16 protein-coding genes are annotated in these 17,091 nt (G+C 65.7%); 10 read left to right on the top strand and 6 right to left on the bottom strand.

The genetic code is table 11. The features are described 5' to 3' along the window. Positions 1 to 4 precede the first annotated feature (4 nt). Together OKW43_RS01170 and OKW43_RS01175 are read right to left on the bottom strand one after the other, a co-directional pair. On the bottom strand, positions 5 to 1,441 hold the full coding sequence (locus OKW43_RS01170; RefSeq protein WP_429444679.1) for an FAD-binding oxidoreductase: 1,437 nt from the start codon (positions 1,439 to 1,441) through the stop codon (positions 5 to 7). Then, positions 1,438 to 2,427, bottom strand: a complete 990-nt coding sequence (locus OKW43_RS01175) for an isopenicillin N synthase family dioxygenase (protein ID WP_429444681.1) — start codon at positions 2,425 to 2,427, stop codon at positions 1,438 to 1,440. Before OKW43_RS01175 ends, OKW43_RS01170 begins: the two co-directional genes overlap by 4 nt. Positions 2,428 to 2,667: 240 nt before the next feature. Between OKW43_RS01175 and OKW43_RS01180 the strand changes: the two genes are divergently transcribed. The 5 genes from OKW43_RS01180 to hutC (OKW43_RS01200) all read left to right on the top strand — a co-directional run bounded on the left by OKW43_RS01180 (position 2,668) and on the right by hutC (OKW43_RS01200) (position 6,638). Then, the gene (locus tag OKW43_RS01180; protein WP_429444683.1) at positions 2,668 to 3,495 is read left to right on the top strand and encodes a transporter substrate-binding domain-containing protein; all 828 of its coding nucleotides are present in this window, start codon (positions 2,668 to 2,670) and stop codon (positions 3,493 to 3,495) included. Between the two features lie 88 nt (positions 3,496 to 3,583). Then, the gene (locus tag OKW43_RS01185; protein WP_429447285.1) at positions 3,584 to 4,237 is read left to right on the top strand and encodes an amino acid ABC transporter permease; all 654 of its coding nucleotides are present in this window, start codon (positions 3,584 to 3,586) and stop codon (positions 4,235 to 4,237) included. Positions 4,238 to 4,265: 28 nt separating this feature from the next. Beyond that, the gene (locus OKW43_RS01190) at positions 4,266 to 4,928 is read left to right on the top strand and encodes an amino acid ABC transporter permease (RefSeq protein ID WP_429444685.1); all 663 of its coding nucleotides are present in this window, start codon (positions 4,266 to 4,268) and stop codon (positions 4,926 to 4,928) included. Between the two features lie 13 nt (positions 4,929 to 4,941). Beyond that, positions 4,942 to 5,829, top strand: a complete 888-nt coding sequence (locus OKW43_RS01195; RefSeq protein WP_429444687.1) for an amino acid ABC transporter ATP-binding protein — start codon at positions 4,942 to 4,944, stop codon at positions 5,827 to 5,829. Continuing rightward, positions 5,826 to 6,638, top strand: a complete 813-nt coding sequence (hutC, locus tag OKW43_RS01200; RefSeq protein ID WP_429444689.1) for a histidine utilization repressor — start codon at positions 5,826 to 5,828, stop codon at positions 6,636 to 6,638. The genes OKW43_RS01195 and hutC (OKW43_RS01200) overlap by 4 nt, the downstream gene beginning before the upstream one ends. Before the next feature lie 20 nt (positions 6,639 to 6,658). Here the strand turns inward: hutC (OKW43_RS01200) and hutC (OKW43_RS01205) are convergent, their stop codons facing one another. The 4 genes from hutC (OKW43_RS01205) to OKW43_RS01220 all read right to left on the bottom strand — a co-directional run bounded on the left by hutC (OKW43_RS01205) (position 6,659) and on the right by OKW43_RS01220 (position 9,862). Beyond that, positions 6,659 to 7,444 (bottom strand): histidine utilization repressor, encoded by a 786-nt coding sequence (gene hutC / locus OKW43_RS01205; RefSeq protein ID WP_187636845.1) that lies wholly within the window; start codon positions 7,442 to 7,444, stop codon positions 6,659 to 6,661. A 112-nt stretch (positions 7,445 to 7,556) separates the two neighbouring features. Next, positions 7,557 to 8,237 (bottom strand): methyltransferase family protein, encoded by a 681-nt coding sequence (locus OKW43_RS01210; protein ID WP_187636844.1) that lies wholly within the window; start codon positions 8,235 to 8,237, stop codon positions 7,557 to 7,559. Positions 8,238 to 8,261: 24 nt separating this feature from the next. Then, positions 8,262 to 9,098 (bottom strand): arylamine N-acetyltransferase family protein, encoded by an 837-nt coding sequence (locus OKW43_RS01215; RefSeq protein ID WP_429444692.1) that lies wholly within the window; start codon positions 9,096 to 9,098, stop codon positions 8,262 to 8,264. 89 nt (positions 9,099 to 9,187) lie between these two features. Continuing rightward, the gene (locus tag OKW43_RS01220; RefSeq protein ID WP_429444694.1) at positions 9,188 to 9,862 is read right to left on the bottom strand and encodes a hypothetical protein; all 675 of its coding nucleotides are present in this window, start codon (positions 9,860 to 9,862) and stop codon (positions 9,188 to 9,190) included. 328 nt (positions 9,863 to 10,190) lie between these two features. Here OKW43_RS01220 and OKW43_RS01225 point away from each other — a divergent pair, with 328 nt between their 5' ends. From OKW43_RS01225 to OKW43_RS01245, 5 genes are all read left to right on the top strand, one after another. Next, complete coding sequence (locus OKW43_RS01225; protein ID WP_429444696.1) at positions 10,191 to 11,714, top strand: carbohydrate porin; 1,524 nt, start codon at positions 10,191 to 10,193, stop codon at positions 11,712 to 11,714. A 181-nt stretch (positions 11,715 to 11,895) separates the two neighbouring features. Beyond that, positions 11,896 to 12,990, top strand: a complete 1,095-nt coding sequence (locus OKW43_RS01230) for a hypothetical protein (protein ID WP_429447287.1) — start codon at positions 11,896 to 11,898, stop codon at positions 12,988 to 12,990. A gap of 33 nt (positions 12,991 to 13,023) precedes the next feature. Beyond that, positions 13,024 to 14,358 (top strand): iron uptake transporter deferrochelatase/peroxidase subunit, encoded by a 1,335-nt coding sequence (gene efeB, locus OKW43_RS01235; RefSeq protein ID WP_429444697.1) that lies wholly within the window; start codon positions 13,024 to 13,026, stop codon positions 14,356 to 14,358. Between the two features lie 71 nt (positions 14,359 to 14,429). Beyond that, the gene (locus OKW43_RS01240; RefSeq protein WP_429444699.1) at positions 14,430 to 15,464 is read left to right on the top strand and encodes an iron ABC transporter substrate-binding protein; all 1,035 of its coding nucleotides are present in this window, start codon (positions 14,430 to 14,432) and stop codon (positions 15,462 to 15,464) included. Then, positions 15,465 to 17,069, top strand: a complete 1,605-nt coding sequence (locus OKW43_RS01245) for an ABC transporter permease (protein WP_429444701.1) — start codon at positions 15,465 to 15,467, stop codon at positions 17,067 to 17,069. Positions 17,070 to 17,091 lie beyond the last annotated feature (22 nt).

Raw genomic sequence — 17,091 nt, forward strand, 5'->3', positions numbered from 1 at the left:
CGGCTCAGAACAGCTTGCCCGGATTCAAAATGCCGTTCGGATCGAGCGCACGCTTGATCGCGACCATCGCCGCAAGCTCGGCCGGTGAGCGCGAAATCGGCAGGAACTCGCGCTTCAGCGAACCGATGCCATGTTCCGCCGACACCGACCCGCGCAACGGTCCGAGCATCTCGTAGACGAACGCATAAACCGCGTGATGATCGACGCCGGGAATCGAATGACCATCCACGGTCAAATGCAGATTCGAATCGCCGATATGCCCGAAAAAATACGATTGGTTGCCGGGCCAGCGCTGATCGAGCGCCGCGCGGCAACGGTCGACGAACGCGCCGATCTCGCCGATCGGCAGACTCACGTCGAAGTTGATCGGATCGAGCTTGAGCGGAAACTCCGCCGTGCATTCGCGGATCGCCCATAGCGCGCGCGCATCGGCGACCGACTGCGCGATCACCGCGTCGCGCAGCGTGCCCGCTTGCAGCGCATCGGTCAGCGCCTGGGCGAAGCGTTCGCCAGCGTCGTCCGCATCGAAGCCCGCGTGCTCGATCAATGCATAGAGCGGATGCGCGGCGTCGAACGGCGAGCGCGCGCCCGTCAGCTTCATGCCGAAGTCGTAGAAGTCCGGCCACATGATCTCGAACGCGCCGATGTCGTTGCCGAATCGCGTCGCGAGACGACGCAACAGGCTCACCGCGGCATCGTAATCGTCGAGCGCGACGAGTGCCGTGTGGCGTGCGGCGCGGCGCGGATGCAGCCGCAGCACCGCGCGCGTGATCACGCCGAGCGTGCCCTCCGAACCGATGAACCAGTGCTTCAAGTCGTAGCCGGTGTTGTTCTTGACCATCTTGCCGAGCGAACTGAGCACGTCGCCATTGGCGAGCACCACTTCGAGCCCGAGCACCTGGTCGCGCGCGGTACCCGACTGGATCACGCGATTGCCGCCCGCGTTGGTCGCGAGATTGCCGCCGATCTGGCACGAGCCGCGCGCGCCGAGATCGAGCGCGAGTTCGAAGCCGGCTGCTTCGGCAGCTTCCTGAGCGGTTTGCAACGTCGTGCCGGCACGAACGGTCAGCGTGGCCGACGCGGTGTCGAGTTCTTCGACGCCGGCCAGGCGGTCGAGCGACAACGCGATATCGGTGGCACGTGCGATCGCGCCGCCCGCGAGTCCGGTCATACCGCCTTGCGGCACCACCGGCTGACGCGCGCGGTCGCAGATCGCGAGCGCGCGCGACACTTCGTCGGTCGTGCGCGGCAACAGCAGCGCCGCCGGACGCGTCGGCTCGTGGCGCGTCCAGTCGGTCATCGCGTGTTCGCCGATCTGCTCGCCGACGCGCACCGCGTCGGCGCCGAGCGCGGCGCGCAAGGCCGCGAGTGTCGCGGCGAGCGGCGCGGTCGCGCTTGCGGTCGGTGTCGTCTTGTCGTCAGTGATGCTCTGCTCTGTCATGCAGGCGTTCCTTGCTGTGCCGTCGCGGCGAGTTTCTTGCGATAGCCCATCGAATCGTTGATGCGGCCGAGGATATAGTCGCCCGCGGCGACCGGCTGATATTTGCTTTGCGCGTCGCTCGCGCCGAGTTCGCGCGGATCGACGAGCGCGCCATAGGTCGGATCGTAGAACGTCGCGATCGAATAGCGCTCGCGCCCCGACGCATTGATCACGCGATGCAGCGTCGAGCGAAAGCGGTCGTTGGTCCAGCGCGCGAGCAGATCGCCGACGTTCACGACGAAGCTGCCATCGACGGGCGGCGCCTCGACCCACGTGTCGTTGGCGATTTCGCGCACCTGCAGGCCGCCGACCTGATCCTGCCACAGCAAGGTGATGCAGCCGTAGTCGGTATGCGGCGCGACGCCGAACTGATCTTCATCCGATTGCGGCGGCTGCGGCGGGTAATAGACCATCTGCGTGCGCTGCATGCGCTTGGTGTAGCGCGGCGCGAAGAAATCGGCTTCGATGCCGAGGCTCACCGCGACCGCGCGCAGCAGATCGGCGCCGCATGCGCCGACCGCCTCGTAATAGTCATACAGCACCGGCCGCAACTCGGGCATGAAGTCCGGCCAGTTGTTCGGCCCGCGCAGTGCTTGCCCCGCCAGCACGTCGGGATCGTCCTCCGGCAGTTCGAGGCCGATGCTGAAGAACTCCTTGTAATCGGGGCGCTTCGCCTGGTACATCGTCGCGTCGCCAAGCGCATTGAAACCGCGATGCCGATGATTGACCGCCGCGCGGCGCTTCGTGTCGACCGGAAACGCGAAGAACGTGCGCGCCGCCCGCGCGGCGGCATCGATGGTCGCCTGCGGTACGCCGTGATTGACGATGTAGAAAAAGCCGATCGTCGTACACGCCTGATGAATGTCCTTCGCGACACGTTGCAGCGCGTGCGCATCGCCCGCGCGCACGCCGGCGACATCAATGATCGGAATGCGAGTGACGGGCATCGCGCTGCTCCTTGATGGATCGTTATTGCAGTTGTATATACCGCCAAAAGCATCGCCGCAAGTTGCTTTGCGCGCCTCGATATCAGGGCTTTTCTCTACTCGCGCGAGCATTTATTTTTCGCTGGAAACGCGGTATATACTGCCCTGCAAGATCCGATATCGCGCTGGCGGCGCGGCGGGTCGAGAACGAAGACTTCAACACGCCGGCAACCCGACACCTATTCGCCCCCGGAGAACCCCATGCGTATCCTTGCAGGCTGGAAATGTCATTTGGTCATGCTGGCGCTGTGCGCGGCAAGCGTCACCGCGCACGCCGAAGACCAGCTCGCCAAAGTGAAGAAGGCCGGCGAACTGGTGGTCGGCACCGAAATGCAGTTCGCGCCTTTCGACTTCCTCGAAAACGGGCAACAGGCCGGCTTCAACAAAGACCTGTTCGCGGAGATCGGCAAGGACATCGGCGTGAAGGTGCGCTTCATCGATCTACCGTGGCCGAGTGTGCTGCCCGGTCTCGAAGCGGGCAAGTTCGATATGGTCGGCGGCCCGCTGACGGTCACGAAGGCGCGCATGGAACGCTATACGTACACGCTGCCCGTCGCCGATGCGACCGACGCGCTTCTCAAGCGCGCGAGCGATGCGTCGATCAAGCAGTCGTCGGATATCGCAGGCAAGACGGTCGGCGCGGGCAAAGGCAGCGCGCAGCTCGATCAGTTGAAGGGCTATGCGGCCACGCTGCCGAAGCAGCCTGAAGTCCGCGAGTACGTCGACAACAATCAGGCTTACGCGGACCTCGCGGCGGGCCGCATCGCCGCGGTGGCGAACTCGATGACCAACATCGCGTATGTCGCCAAGCAGCGTCCAGAGATGTTCGCGGTCGTGCAGCCGCCGTTCGGTGCGAAGGTGTACTTCGCGTACGCGTTGCGTAAGGACGCCGACAGCAAGCCGCTCGCCGACGCGTTCAACGCCGCGCTCGTGAAGATGCAGAAGGATGGCCGTCTCGCCGCGTTGCAGAAGAAGTGGTTCGGTGTCGCGATGGAAATGCCGGCCATGATGCCCACGCCGAATTACTGAGCGCCTTTTGCGTCGGCATCACGCGTTGCGCGATCGTTTCATCATCGCGCAGCGTGCGTCGCCCGCCGCGTTCCACCGGCTGCGATCCATGTTCAACACGACTGTCTTCGTTCAGGGCCTGCCGCTGCTGTTGCATGCGGCGCTCGCCACCGTCGGCATTTCGCTGACGGGGCTCGTGATCGGCTTCTTCGTCGGCATCGGCGTCTGCACCGCGCGGCTGTCGCAGCATCGCGCCGCGCGTCTGGCGGGCGGCGCGTACGTGTTCTTCTTTCGCGGCGTGCCGATGCTCGTGCAGTTGCTGCTCGTGTACTACCTGCTGCCGTTCGCCGGCATCAACGTGTCGCCGATCGTCGCCGCGATCAGCGCGGTGTCGTTGTGCTCGGCCTCGTACATCGCCGAAATTCTGCGCGGCGGTTTTCTGAGCATCCCGCCCGGACATCTCGAAGCCGCGCGCATGCTGGGGCTTTCCCCGCTGGATACGCTGCGCCGCATCCTGGTGCCGCAGGCATTCCGCTTGACGCTGCCGTCACTCGTCAACGAAATGGTGCTGCTGATCAAGGCTTCTTCGCTGATCTCGGTGGTCGGCGTCGCCGAGTTGACGCGCACCGCGCAGAACATCGCCGCGAGCACTTACCGGCCGCTCGAAGCGTATGTCGCGGCCGGCCTCATCTACTTCGTGATCTGCGGTTCGCTTGCGCTGGTCGCGCATGCGGCCGAACACCGGTTGCAGCAGCACGCCTGACCGATTCCACGCCTACCTTGACTGCGCCATGCAAACGTTCGACCCGACCGTCATCACGCACAACCTGCAGCCGATCGCCGCCGGCCTCGCGACGACGCTCGCCAGTTGGGCCGCGGGCGTCGCGATCGGTCTCGTGATCGGCTTTCTGATCGCGGTGCTGCAACTGTTCTGCGGACGCTGGCTGCGTGCCGCGCTGCGCGTCTATATCGAGCTGTTGCGCGGCACGCCGTTTCTGGTGCAACTGTTTCTGCTGTACTACGCCGGCCCGTCGATCGGCCTCACGCTCGAACCGATGACGGCCGGCATCGTCGGTCTCGGCCTCTACGGCAGTGCGTATTTCGCCGAGGCGTTCCGCTCCGGCTTCCAGTCGGTGCCGAAAGGTCATCTGGAAGCGGCGTCCTGTCTCGGGCTCACGCGCTGGCAGGCGATCGTGCGCATCCAGGCGCCGCAGATGCTAGTGCTGATCGTGCCCGCGCTGACCAATCTGATCATCGTGCTGAGCAAGGAAACCGCCGTGCTGTCGATCGTCACGGTGCCCGAACTGACCTTCGTGCTGACCGGCATCGGCTCGGCCACCTTCGCTTTCGTCGAAACCCTGCTGGTGCTGTGCGTGTGCTACCTCGCGCTGGTCGAGCTGACCTCGCGCGCGGGCATGTGGGCCGAAGCCCGCCTCGCACGCTTCATGGCATGATTCCGGGACACCTATGAACGCCATCGCCGACATGCCTTCCTCCGCGCAATCTGCCGCGTCGTCCGCCAGCGCAACGGCGAACGCGCCGAATGCCGCGCCGCTGATCGAAGTGCGCGATCTGCGCAAACGCTTCGGTGATGTCGAGGTGCTGCGCGGCATCGATCTCGACATCGCGCGTTCCGAAGTGGTCTGCATCATCGGGCCGTCGGGCTCAGGCAAGAGCACGCTGCTGCGCTGCCTCGCCGCGCTCGAAACCTACGATCACGGCGACGTGCGCATCGAAGGCGAACTGCTCGGCTATACCGAACGCAACGGCAAACGCGTGCGTGCGTCGCAGGGCGACATCAACCGCGTGCGCCGCAACGTCGGCATGGTGTTCCAGCAGTTCAACCTGTGGCCGCACATGAGCGCGCTCGGCAACGTGATGGAGGCGCTGCTGCGCGTGCGGCGCCTGTCGCACGACGAAGCGCGCCGCCGCGCGAACGTGATGCTGGAGACCGTCGGCCTCGCGCACAAGGGCGACGCATATCCGGCGAAACTGTCAGGCGGTCAGCAGCAGCGCGTCGCGATCGCGCGCGCGCTCGCGATGGAGCCGCACATCATGCTGTTCGACGAACCAACTTCGGCGCTCGATCCGGAGCTCGTCGGCGAAGTACTGCAGGTGATGAAGCAGCTCGCGCGCGACGGCATGACGATGGCCGTGGTCACGCACGAAATGGGCTTTGCCGCGCAGGTCGCCGACAAGGTCGTGTTCATCGATCAAGGTCGCATTGCCGTGCAGGGCAAACCGCGTGACGTGTTTCACGATGCCGCGCAGCCGCGCCTGCGGCAGTTTCTGCAAAACTATTTCGACCGCAATGCGTTCTGGACCCGCGGCCCCGACGACACCAGGCCGCTATGAGCGCCACCGTTCGCAACAAGCCTCACCGCAAATCCTCCGCTAACGCGGCCAGCGCCACGGCCAGAATCGCGCGCGGCAGCGACGAGGCGCCGGCCGCGCGCTACGAACAGGTCAAGCAGCATATCCGCCAGATCATCGAATCGGGCGAACGCCAGGCGGGCGACCGTCTGCCTTCTGAACTCGACCTCGTCGCGACGCTCGGCGTCTCGCGCATGACGGTCAACCGCGCGCTGCGCGAGCTCGCAGACGCGGGGCTCGTCACGCGCGTATCGGGCGTCGGTACTTTCGTCGCGCCGAACAAGCCGCAGTCCACGCTATTGATGATCGCCCATATCGGCGACGAGATCCGCTCGCGCGGCCACGCGTATCGTTGCGATATGGTGCTGTTGCAGCGCGAGACCGCGTCAGTCACGGTGTCGAACGCATTGGGGCTGGCGCCGGGTGCTTCGGTGTTTCATGTGATCTGCGTGCATCGCGAGAACGGCCTGCCGGTGCAGCTCGAAGATCGCTATGTGAATCCGGCCGTCGCGCCGGATTTTCTGCAGCACGATTTTTCGGCGCTCAAGCCGTCCGAGTATCTGCTGACGGTCGTGCCGATGCACGATCTCGAACACGTGGTCGACGCGGCGCTGCCGACGCCCGCCGAAGCCGAGCTGCTCGAAATTCACGCCGAGGAACCGTGCCTGACGCTGACGCGCCGCACGTGGACGGGCAGCGTCGCCGTGACGTTCGCGCGCTTCGTGCATCCGGGTTCACGCTACCGGCTCGGTTGCCGCTTTTCGCCGAGTACGTCGCAGCGCCAGGGGTAACGCGCGCTTCAGGCACCGTACTACACGGTCCCCGCCAGATGAAAACGCGACGCCGGATGCCATAGCCGCACCGACGTCGCGACGTTCTCGCCGACCCACGTACGCCGCCACAGCAGCAGACACGGCTCGCCGATATCCATCATCAGATGACGGCGCACATAGGCGTCCGGCTTCTGCGCATAGATGCGAAACTCGGCGCGCTGCACGGGCGCGAGCCGCACCATGTAGTGATTCGGGGTTTCGACCGAGAAGTCCTGGCGCAGATAATCAGGGAACACCTGCGGATTGACGAAGCGGTCCTCGTACTGGATCGGCTCGCCCTCCTCGCTGTGCACGATGCACGAATGAAACGCGGGGCCGCTCGCGAGACCGAGCGCTTGGAGCGCATCGGCATCGTCGCTCGGTTCGAGCGTCAGCACGCGCGCCGAATGACGATGACCGCGCGCGGCGATTTCATCGGCGATATTGCGGATCTCCAGCACCGTCGATTCATACCGCCGCGGCGCGACGAAGGTGCCCGAGCCTTGCACGCGCGTCAGCACACGCTCGGCCGTCAACTCGCGCAGCGCGCGCGACACCGTCATGCGCGCGACGCCGAACTCCTTGACCAGTTCCGTTTCGGAAGGAATCAGTCCGCCCGGCTTCCATGCGCCTTCACTGATGCGCTGAACCACGTAGCGTTTGATCTGCTCGTAGGCGGGCATTGCCTTGACCGGCGTGTCGCGGTCGTTATCGCGGATGGCGGACTCCTGGTTCCGCTCGGCCTGTGCGGCGGATGTTTTGTGCGCCTGCGTCGTTGTTTTCACTCCAAACCTCATCGGTGGTTCGCCGGTGGTACATGAGGTACACCGTGGCCGGTTCTCCGTCGGCCGGGCCCAATCTTACCCGGTTCGACAGCGGCGAGACCACTGGGACGCGCTACCAGATGAACGGCACGAAACGGTAACGCACACGAGCCATGTATTCGGTGTAGCCGTCGAGTTGCCCGGCGAGCAGCCGCTCCTCGCGCACCGCGCGCCAGCCCATGCCGTACGCCATTACGGGCAGCGCCGCGAGCCCCCACCACGAGCCGAGCTGCAGCGGGGTGCCGACGAAGAACACCAGCGCGGCCGCGTACATCGGATGACGGACGTACGCGTAAGGGCCAGTGTCGGCGACCTTGTGCCCGCGGCTCGCCTGAATCTTGACGACCGGCGCCGCATAGCTGTTCGCGCGAAACACGAAACGGCACATGAAGATGCACACGAACACGCACAGCGCGCCGAAGCCCATGAGCCACACCGGCAGCGGCGCGGACCAGCGAAAGCGCATCGCGTCGAAGCCCATCAGGATCAGCCAGCCGCACCACGCGGCCCCGACCGCGGCCATGAACACACGATCCCAGCGGCTCTGCTGCGCCTGCACGAGCGGCGCGAGCCGCTCCGCGAGCAGCGCGGGATCATGACGCGCGAGCCACAAGCCGAGCCACAGGCTCAATACCGCCAGTTCGAGCAGATACCACCACGCGGCCGGCCACGCGAGCGTGCCGGCCGCGCCGAACAGCAGCACGCCCATGAACGCCAGCCACGCCAGCGATTGCAGGATCAAACGCGTGAGCATTTGCGGCTGCCTCGTGCGGTCTGGTTACGCGCTGTCGTCGCGCGTGCGCACGCGCTCGAACACGTCGGCGATATCGATGTCCTCCAGATTCAAACCGAAGCGCTCACGCAGACAGTCGGCGAGTTCGGCGGCGCTCGCGAGGCGCCGTTCGTTGACGATCCGCCCTTGTGCGTCGCGCTCGTTGTACTGATCGTTCAATAGCGCGAGGCGCAGTTCGGGCAACACGCGGCACGCCAGCAGGTTCTGCACGAACTTCGAATCCGGCGACGTCGACGTGTACCAGTTCGAGATTTCATAATCGACCCACTCGACTGCGCGCAGATCGACGTGATAAACGCGGGTCCAGCTCTCGTCCGGCGCCAGCACCTCCAGATAGACGGTGTCGTGCCCGGCGTCGGCGAGACGGAACGTGCCGAGCGGAATCGGCTGCGCGAGGCCGGGGGTCAGCCGCAGCGGCGCGGTCAGCGTCACGGCGCCGAAGCCGACGTCGGCGATCCATTCGTCGCCGTCGATATCGACGCGCAACACCATATGCGTACGCGGCGCAATCGTGCCGGGCGCGCGGCCCCACACGACGCGCGCAAGCATCGGCGTGACCTTGAAGCCGAGTTGCATCAGCACGTTCGCGAACAGAATGTTCTGCTCGAAGCAGTAGCCACCGCGCTTGTCGGTCACGAGCTTGCGTTCGACGGCTTCGGGATCGAGCCTGACCGGTCGGCGCATCAACGGGTTCAGGTTCTCGAACGGGATCGCGGCGGGATGGAGCCGGTGAATCGCCCGCAGCACGTCGAGCGTGGCGGCGCGCGGGCCCTGATAGCCGATCCGGGCGAAGTAGTTTTCCAGATTGACGGAGTGGGACATCGGCGGAATTCCGGTTGGGTTGCGGGTTCGACGCGATCATAGCGGCTTTGGGCTCCGCAGCGACCGCGCGTGGCGAAGCGCAAATGCGCCTATAGCCCTTTCAACGCCGATGTCGCGATCGACGGCACGGTAATGCCGTGGCTCGACGCGAACTGCACGGCCGAGCTCAGCGTCGACATCAGCGACTGCAACTGCCCAGGCGCCGATTGCGCGATATACGAAGCGCTTTGCGCGGTCTGCGGATTGAGGCCCGATTGCAGCAGCGACGACGGACTCATCTGACCGAGGCTGCCGAGCCCCGACTGCAAGCTCGAATACTGGCTCACGCCCTTGCCGAGCGACGATAGCCCCTCGGTGAACGCTTCCTTGTTGACCGGCGTCGCAGACGCGCCGCCACTTGCATGACTGGCGAACGCTTCGGTCAGCTTCTGCGACAGCGACTGCTGCGTGCTACCGGCCTGCGTCAACTGACTGACCGACGGCGCGCCGCCGCTCAAGAGTCCCGCCGCCTGCTGCGCCTGGCCGGCCGCACTCGTCATGCCCATCGCCGACGCGAGACTCGATTGACCGCTCAGCACCTGCTGGTTCGCGCCCACGTAGCTCTGCAACAGCTGTGACATGCCGCCCGACGACACGCCGCCACCCGCCGGGTTATCACCGCCGCCGATGCCGAACTGCTTCAGATTCAACTGCGCGTGCGCCGCGCCGCCCAACAACAGACCGCCGCTCACCAGCAACGAAACCAGAAGACTGCGCTTGCTCATTTCTACCTCCTTACTTTGACTTTCGGGGTGACTCGTGCGCTTCGACATCTCGCGCTTTCGCACGTTCGGCCTGACCACATCAAAACGTTTCGATTACGTTTTAATTAATACCTGCTTACGCCCGCATAAAGTTTAAGAGCAGTCCGTAAATCCGGGAATTACATGCCAGCGATATTGTTGCGAATCGTTCTCATTTGTGTTGACTCCCGTAACGCGCCTGCGTACGATCACGCCATCAGCCGCTTTGGCAGCCTCGGACAACACGCGATGTCGCGCCAGGCAGTCGCAAATTGATCGCAACGGTCGAAACAACACTAAAAGGATTTCGATGAAGTTCGCCCAACTCAATGGACCGCGCGCCAAAGCGCGTCCTTTTTGCGACTCTTCCGCAGCTACAGGCGCAACTCATCGTACGCGTTTGCCTTCGATGCGGCACGTTGCACTGTGCACGGCTTTCGCGTGGGCCTCGTTGAGCGCCCACTCGGCGCTGGCCGAAGCCAATCCCGACGCGAATCCGGAAGCCGCTGAAGCCGACCTGAACATTCAGGCGACGCAGACCAACCAGTGGACGGGCCTCTGGAACCGCCAGCAATTGCTCGGCGACATGGGCGGCCTGCGTCCGTGGCTCGGCAAGTACGGCATGACCTTCACGCTGACCGAAACCAGCGAAGTGCTGGCCAATCTGCGCGGCGGTCTCGAACGCGGCGCCGATTACGACGGGCTGACCACCGCCACCTTGCAGATGGATACGCAAAAGGCGTTCGGCCTGCCGGGCGGCCTCTTCAACGTCAGCGCGCTGCAGATTCACGGCGCGAACCTGAGCGCGAACAAGCTCGGCACGCTGAACACGGCGAGCGGCATCGAGGCCGCCGACGCGACCCGCCTGTGGGAACTCTGGTATCAGCAGTCGTTCCTGAACAAGCGCGTCGACGTGAAGATCGGTCAGCAGAGTCTCGACCAGGAATTCATCACGAGCACGTATGCGGCCCTGTTCCTCAACACGATGTTCGGCTGGCCCGCACTGCCCTCGTACGACATGCCGTCGGGCGGTCCCGCCTATCCGCTCGCGGGTCTCGGCGTGCGCGTGCGCGGCCAGATCACGCCTTCGTTGACCGCGCTTGCCGGTGTGTATTCGGGCGACCCGCTCGGCAACGACCCGAACAACATGAGCGGCACGAACTTCAACCTGCATAACGGCGCGTTGTGGATCGGCGAGTTGCAGTATTCGATCAACCAGCCGGCCGAAGGCGAAATGGTCGGCAAGGGCGGCGGCGGTTTGCCGGGCACCTACAAACTAGGCGTCTGGTACAACACCAACAAGTTCGCCGATCAGCGTTACGACAACATGGGGCTGTCGCTCGCGAATCCGGGCTCGACCGCCATTCCCGCCAATCACCGCGGCAACTACAGCTTCTACGCGGTCGCCGACCAGATGGTGTGGCGCCCCGACCCCGACGCACCGCGCAGCCTCGGCGTGTTCGCGCGCGTGATGGGCGCGCCGGGTGATCGCAACCTCGTGAGCGTCGCGGCCAACCTCGGCGTGGTGCTGAAGGCGCCGTTCAAAGGCCGCGACAACGACAGCGCCGGCCTCGCGCTGACCTACATCAAGATCGGCAGTCACGTAAACGGACTCGATCAAGACTTCCTGGCATTCAACGGCAGCCCGTACGGCGTGCGCACCAGCGAAACCGCGCTCGAAGCGACCTACCAGTACCAGGTCAATCCGTGGTGGCAGCTGCAGGCCGACGCCCAATACACGTTCAATGCCGGCGCGGGCCAGAACCCGACCGACCCGACGCAGCCGCTGCGCAATACCTTCGTCGTCGGCGTACGGACCATCATCAACTTCTGAGGCTGCCCGCCGCGCGCTCTTAACCCAGCTAGCACACGCAACTCCACGTAACCGGACCAGCACTGTTCATGCTTTCGATCGTCACCGCCACTACCGCTTTGTGCGCCCGCACGGAGGCCCAATCGTGAACCAACTCACGCGCAAGTTTTCATCGCGCGCCGCGCGAGCCCTGCTCGCCGCGATGGCCGGCGCCGCCGCTCTCACGATGGCCGCCAGCGTGCAGGCTGAGCCGCAAGGTTTCCTTGAAACGATCAAGCGTCACACGACGCTGATCAACACCGTGCCGGATAACGGCGACCAGAATCCGTACGCGCTCGTGGTCGCGCCGGTCAGCGCGGGCACCGTGAAGAAAGGCGACGTGCTGGTCGGCAACTTCAACAACTCGACGAACCTGCAGGGCACCGGCAGCACGATCATCGACTATCACCCGGACACCAGACAGATGACGGTGTTCGCGACCGTGCCGCGCGATCTGAAGGAATGCCCGGGCGGCATCGGCTTGTCGACCGCGATGACGATGCTGAAGTCGGGCTGGGTGATCGTCGGCAGCACGCCGAGCAACGACGGCACGACCGGCACCAAGGGCGCTGGCTGCCTGATCGTGATCGACCCGGAAGGCAAGATCGCGTCGACGATCTCGACGCCGAACATCAACGATCCGTGGGGCAACATGGCGATCGTCGACAACGGCACGAGCGCGACGCTGTTCGTCAGCAACGCGGGCTTCGGCGTCGGCGGCGCGCAAGGCAATCCGCCCGTGTTCAAGCAGGCCACCGTGCTGCGCCTCGACCTCGACGTGCCGGAAGGCAAGCCGCCCGTCGTGAAGCAGGAAACCGTGATCGGCAGCGGCTTCGGCGCGCAGGCCGACAAGGGCGTGTTCCTCGTCGGGCCGACCGGCCTTGCGCTGTCGGCCGATCAGAAGCTGCTGTACGTGTCCGACGCGATCGGCAACCGCATCACCGAGATCGACGATCCGCTGACGCGCGACAGCAGCGCGGGCGTCGGCCGCCAGTTGACCGCCGACGGCCTGCTGCATCGTCCGCTCGCGATGGTCACCGCGCCCAACGGCCACCTGCTCGTGACCAACGCGTTGAACGGCCAGGTCGTCGAAATCGATCCGGCGACCGGCAAGCAGTTGTACGCACGCTGGATCGACACCGACAAGGCGCAGTCGCCCCCCGGCAACGGCGACCTGTTCGGTATCGCGATGACGCCGCAAGGCGACGGCTTCTACTACGTCGAGGACGACGTGAATACGCTGGTGCTCGCGAAGTGAGCAGCACCCAGGCTTCAGGAACATGAAGTGACCATGACAAACGATCAACCCCCGCGGCCGTCCCGACGCGGCTTCCTGAAAGCGGGCGGCGCCGCGGTCGCCGCCGGCGCGGGTCTCGGCGCAACTCTCGGCGCCGGGCTCGCGAGCTCGCAGGCAGCGCTCGCGAAAGCGCCCGCGCATAGCGCGCAGAACACCGATCCGCAGCTCGCGGTCGAGCCGTTCTACGGCCCGCATCAAGGCGGCATCGTCACGCCGCAGCAGAGTCACACCTACGTCGCCGCGCTCGATCTGACCACCGACAAGCGCGACGAAGTAATCACACTGTTGCGCACGTGGACCGAAGCGGCCGCGCGCCTGACGCGAGGCGGCACGGCCTTCGCGCTGTCGACCGGCGACGGCGGCGACGGCGGCGACAACCAGGCCGCCCCCGATTCCGGTGACGTGCTCGGCCTCGGCCCGAACGGTCTGACGATCACGTTCGGCTTCGGCCCCGGCCTGTTCGAGAAGGACGGTAAGGACCGCTACGGGCTCGCGTCGCGCCGCCCCGCCGCGCTCGTCGATCTGCCGCGCTTCAACGGCGATCAGCTGATCAAGGAGAAGACCGGCGGCGACCTGTTCATCCAGGCGTGCGCGAACGACGCGCAGGTCGCGTTTCACGCGGTGCGCCAACTGTCGCGCCGCGCCTACGGCGTCGCGGCGATGCGCTGGGGCCAGGCCGGTTTTCTGTCCGGTCCGCGCGGTCAGACGCCGCGCAACCTGATGGGCTTCAAGGACGGCACCAACAATCCGTCGACCGCGAAGCCTGAGCTGATGAACCAGTTCGTGTGGGCCCGCGCAACCGACGACGCGCCGTGGATGGAAGGCGGCACCTACACGGTCGTGCGCCGCATCCGCATCACGCTCGAGCACTGGGACAACACCGAGCTCGGCTTCCAGGAACAGGTATTCGGACGCCACAAGTACAGCGGCGCGCCGATCGGCGGGAACCACGAATTCGACGCCGTGGACCTGAAGGCCGAGGACAAGGACGGCAATCCGTTGATTCCGGAGAACTCGCACGTGCGTCTGTCGAATCAGGCGAGCAACAACGGCGCGCAGATTCTGCGCCGCTCGTATTCGTACAACGAAGGCACGAACTTCTATATCGAGCGCTGGCCGCCGTGGCGCCAGGAAACCGAGTACGACGCGGGGCTGATTTTCATCGCGCATCAGAGCGACCCGCGCACAGGCTTCATCCCGATCAACGACCGGCTCGCGAAGTTCGACATGATGAACCAGTTCACGACCCACGTCGGCAGCGCGATCTTCGTCGTGCCGCCGGGGGCGAAGCCGGGTTCGTATGTCGGCGCCGGGCTGTTCGACACGTGATGCAGCAAATGAAGAACGCCGGGCGCGCAGCGCCTGGCTCGCTCAACACAATCAAAATGGACTCCTGCAACATGGCTTATTCCTGGTTTGCCACCCGTCTGCGCGCGCTCGGCAGCGTCGCCGCGCTGTCGCTCACCGCGCTCGCGACGATGCCGTCGTCGGCGGCCCATGCGGCGTCGATCACGCTGTACAACGCGCAGCACGAGCAGGTCGTCAATCTGCTCGCGAAGGACTTCGAAAGGCAGTCGGGCATCACGGTCAAAGTCCGCAACGGCGAAGGCCCGGCGCTCGCCGCGCAGATCGTCGCGGAAGGCGCGGCCTCGCCTGCCGACGTGTACTTCACGGAGAACTCGCCGGAGCTGATGCTGCTCGAGGAAAGGGGTCTGCTCGCGAAGGTCGGTGAAACGACGCTCGGCGCTGTACCGGCGCGCTTCAATTCGCCGAGCGGCGCGTGGGTCGCGGTGACCGCGCGCGAGAGCGTGCTCGCGTACAACACGACGAAGCTGCAGGCGTCGCAGTTGCCCGCTTCGCTGTTCGACCTCGCGAAGCCGGAATGGAAAGGCAAGCTCGGCATCGCGCCGAGCGACGCCGATTTTCTGCCGCTCGTGAGCGCCGTGCTCGCGCTGAAGGGCGAACAGCAAACGCTCGTATGGCTGAAGGGCCTGAAGGCCAACTCGCAGATCTTCGACGATGACGAAGGCGTGGTCGCCGCGGTCAATCGCGGCGCCGTCGCGACCGGTCTGATCAACAACTACTACTGGTCGCGTCTGCACGCGGAAATCGGCGACGCGAAAACCCGCAGCGCGATCTATCACTTCGGCCACGGCGACGCCGGCGCGCTCGTCAACGTATCGGGCGCGGCCGTGCTGAAGTCCGCGCACAACGCGGACGGCGCGCAGAAGTTTCTCGCCTATCTGGTTGGTGAACGCGCACAGCAGTTGATGGCGAACAGCCACGTGATGTTCGAGTATCCGTTGCACGCGGGCGTCGCACCGGACCCGATCCTCAAACCGTTCGCCGAACTGACTCCGCCCACGCTGACGATCCAGCAGCTCGGCGACGATAGCCAGGCCGGCAAGCTGCTGCGTCAGGCAGGCCTACTGTAAATGAGCGAAGCACTGTCAGCCGGTCCGCCGGCTGTCCCTCCTGCCCCGGCTCGCGCACGCACGCGCGCGCCGCGCGGCCTGTTTGCGGCGGCGGCACTTAGCGCTTTGCTGGTGCTGCTGCCGATTGCGTTGACGTTCTGGCGCGCGGTGAACTTCGGTATCGGCGACGCGCTGGATCTGATCTGGCGGCCGCTCGTCGGCGAGCTGCTCGTCAACACGGTGTTGATTACCGTCACGACCACGCTGGTCTGCGCGGTGCTGGGCACGGCCGCCGCGTGGTTCGTCGAACGCACGCATCTGCCGGGACGCCGCGCGTGGGCCGTATTGTGCGCCGCGCCGCTCGCGATGCCCGCCTTCATTTCGAGCTATGCGTGGGTGTCGTTGAGCGAGGACTTGCAGGACTTCAACGGCGCGCTGCTCGTCTTGACCTGTGCGTATTTTCCGCTGGTCTATCTGCCCGTCGCCGCCGCGTTGCGCGGCATGGACCCGGCACTCGAGGAAAGCGCGCGCGCGCTCGGCTGCAACCGCTGGACCGGCTTCGTGCGCGTCGTGCTGCCGCAACTGCGGCCGGCATTGCTCGGCGGCATGCTGCTCGTCGCGCTCGGCGTGCTATCGGAGTTCGGCGCGTTCACGCTGCTGCGCTTTCGCACGTTCACCACGCAGATCTACGCGGAATTCCGCATCGGTTTCGACGGCGGCGGCGCATCGCTGCTTGCGTGTCTGCTGATCGTGATCTGCCTCGTCGTGCTCGCGTTCGAGTTTCGCGTGCGCGGCGCGGCGCGCTACGAGCGCGTCGATCGCGGCACGCGCCGCGCGGTACTGCGCTACCAGCTCGGCGCTTGGCGCTGGCTCGTCGTCGCGGGTTTTGCGCTGCTGACGCTCGCGACGCTCGGCGTGCCGCTCGGCATGATCGGCTTCTGGCTCACGCAGCCGGGCGCGGCCGCGGTGACGCCCGCCGATGTCTCGCCCGAACTGCTGTGGAACGCGACGGTGTCGTCGCTCGGTTTCGGCCTCGCCGCCGCCGCGCTGACCACGGTGCTCGTGGTGCCGCTCGCGTTTCTGCTGGTGCGTTATCCGACGCGTTTCGCGACGCTGTTCGAGCGCACCGTGTTTCTCGCGCAGGGCGTGCCGGGGCTCGTGATCGCGCTCGCGATCGTATCGCTCGCGGTGCACGCGCTGCAGCCGCTCTATCAAAGCGCGACGCTGCTGGTCGTCGCCTACGCGATCCTGTTCATGCCGGTCGCGCTCGTCAGCGTGCGCGCCGCGTTCATGCAGGCGCAGCCGCGCCTCGAGGAAACCGCGCGCGCGCTCGGCCTGAACGGGACGCAGACGCTCATGCGCGTGGTCCTGCCGCTCGCGGGCCCCGGGCTCGGCGCGGCCGCGGCGATGGTGTTCATCTCGGTCGTCACCGAGCTGAATGCGACGCTGCTGCTGTCGCCGCTCGACACGCAAACGCTCGCGACCCAGGTGTGGGCCGACACGTCGACGATGGCGTTCGCCGCCGCCGCGCCATATGCGGCACTGCTGACCGGCATCTCGCTGTTCGCGTCGGGGCTGCTGTTCGTGCTGCTCGGGCGCTCGGCGCTGCTGGGCGAGCGCGGCTAACACGCGCCGGCTTTTTTCATCG

The sequence above is a fragment of the Paraburkholderia sp. WC7.3g genome, assembly GCF_050436345.1.
Classification (GTDB): domain Bacteria; phylum Pseudomonadota; class Gammaproteobacteria; order Burkholderiales; family Burkholderiaceae; genus Paraburkholderia; species Paraburkholderia podalyriae.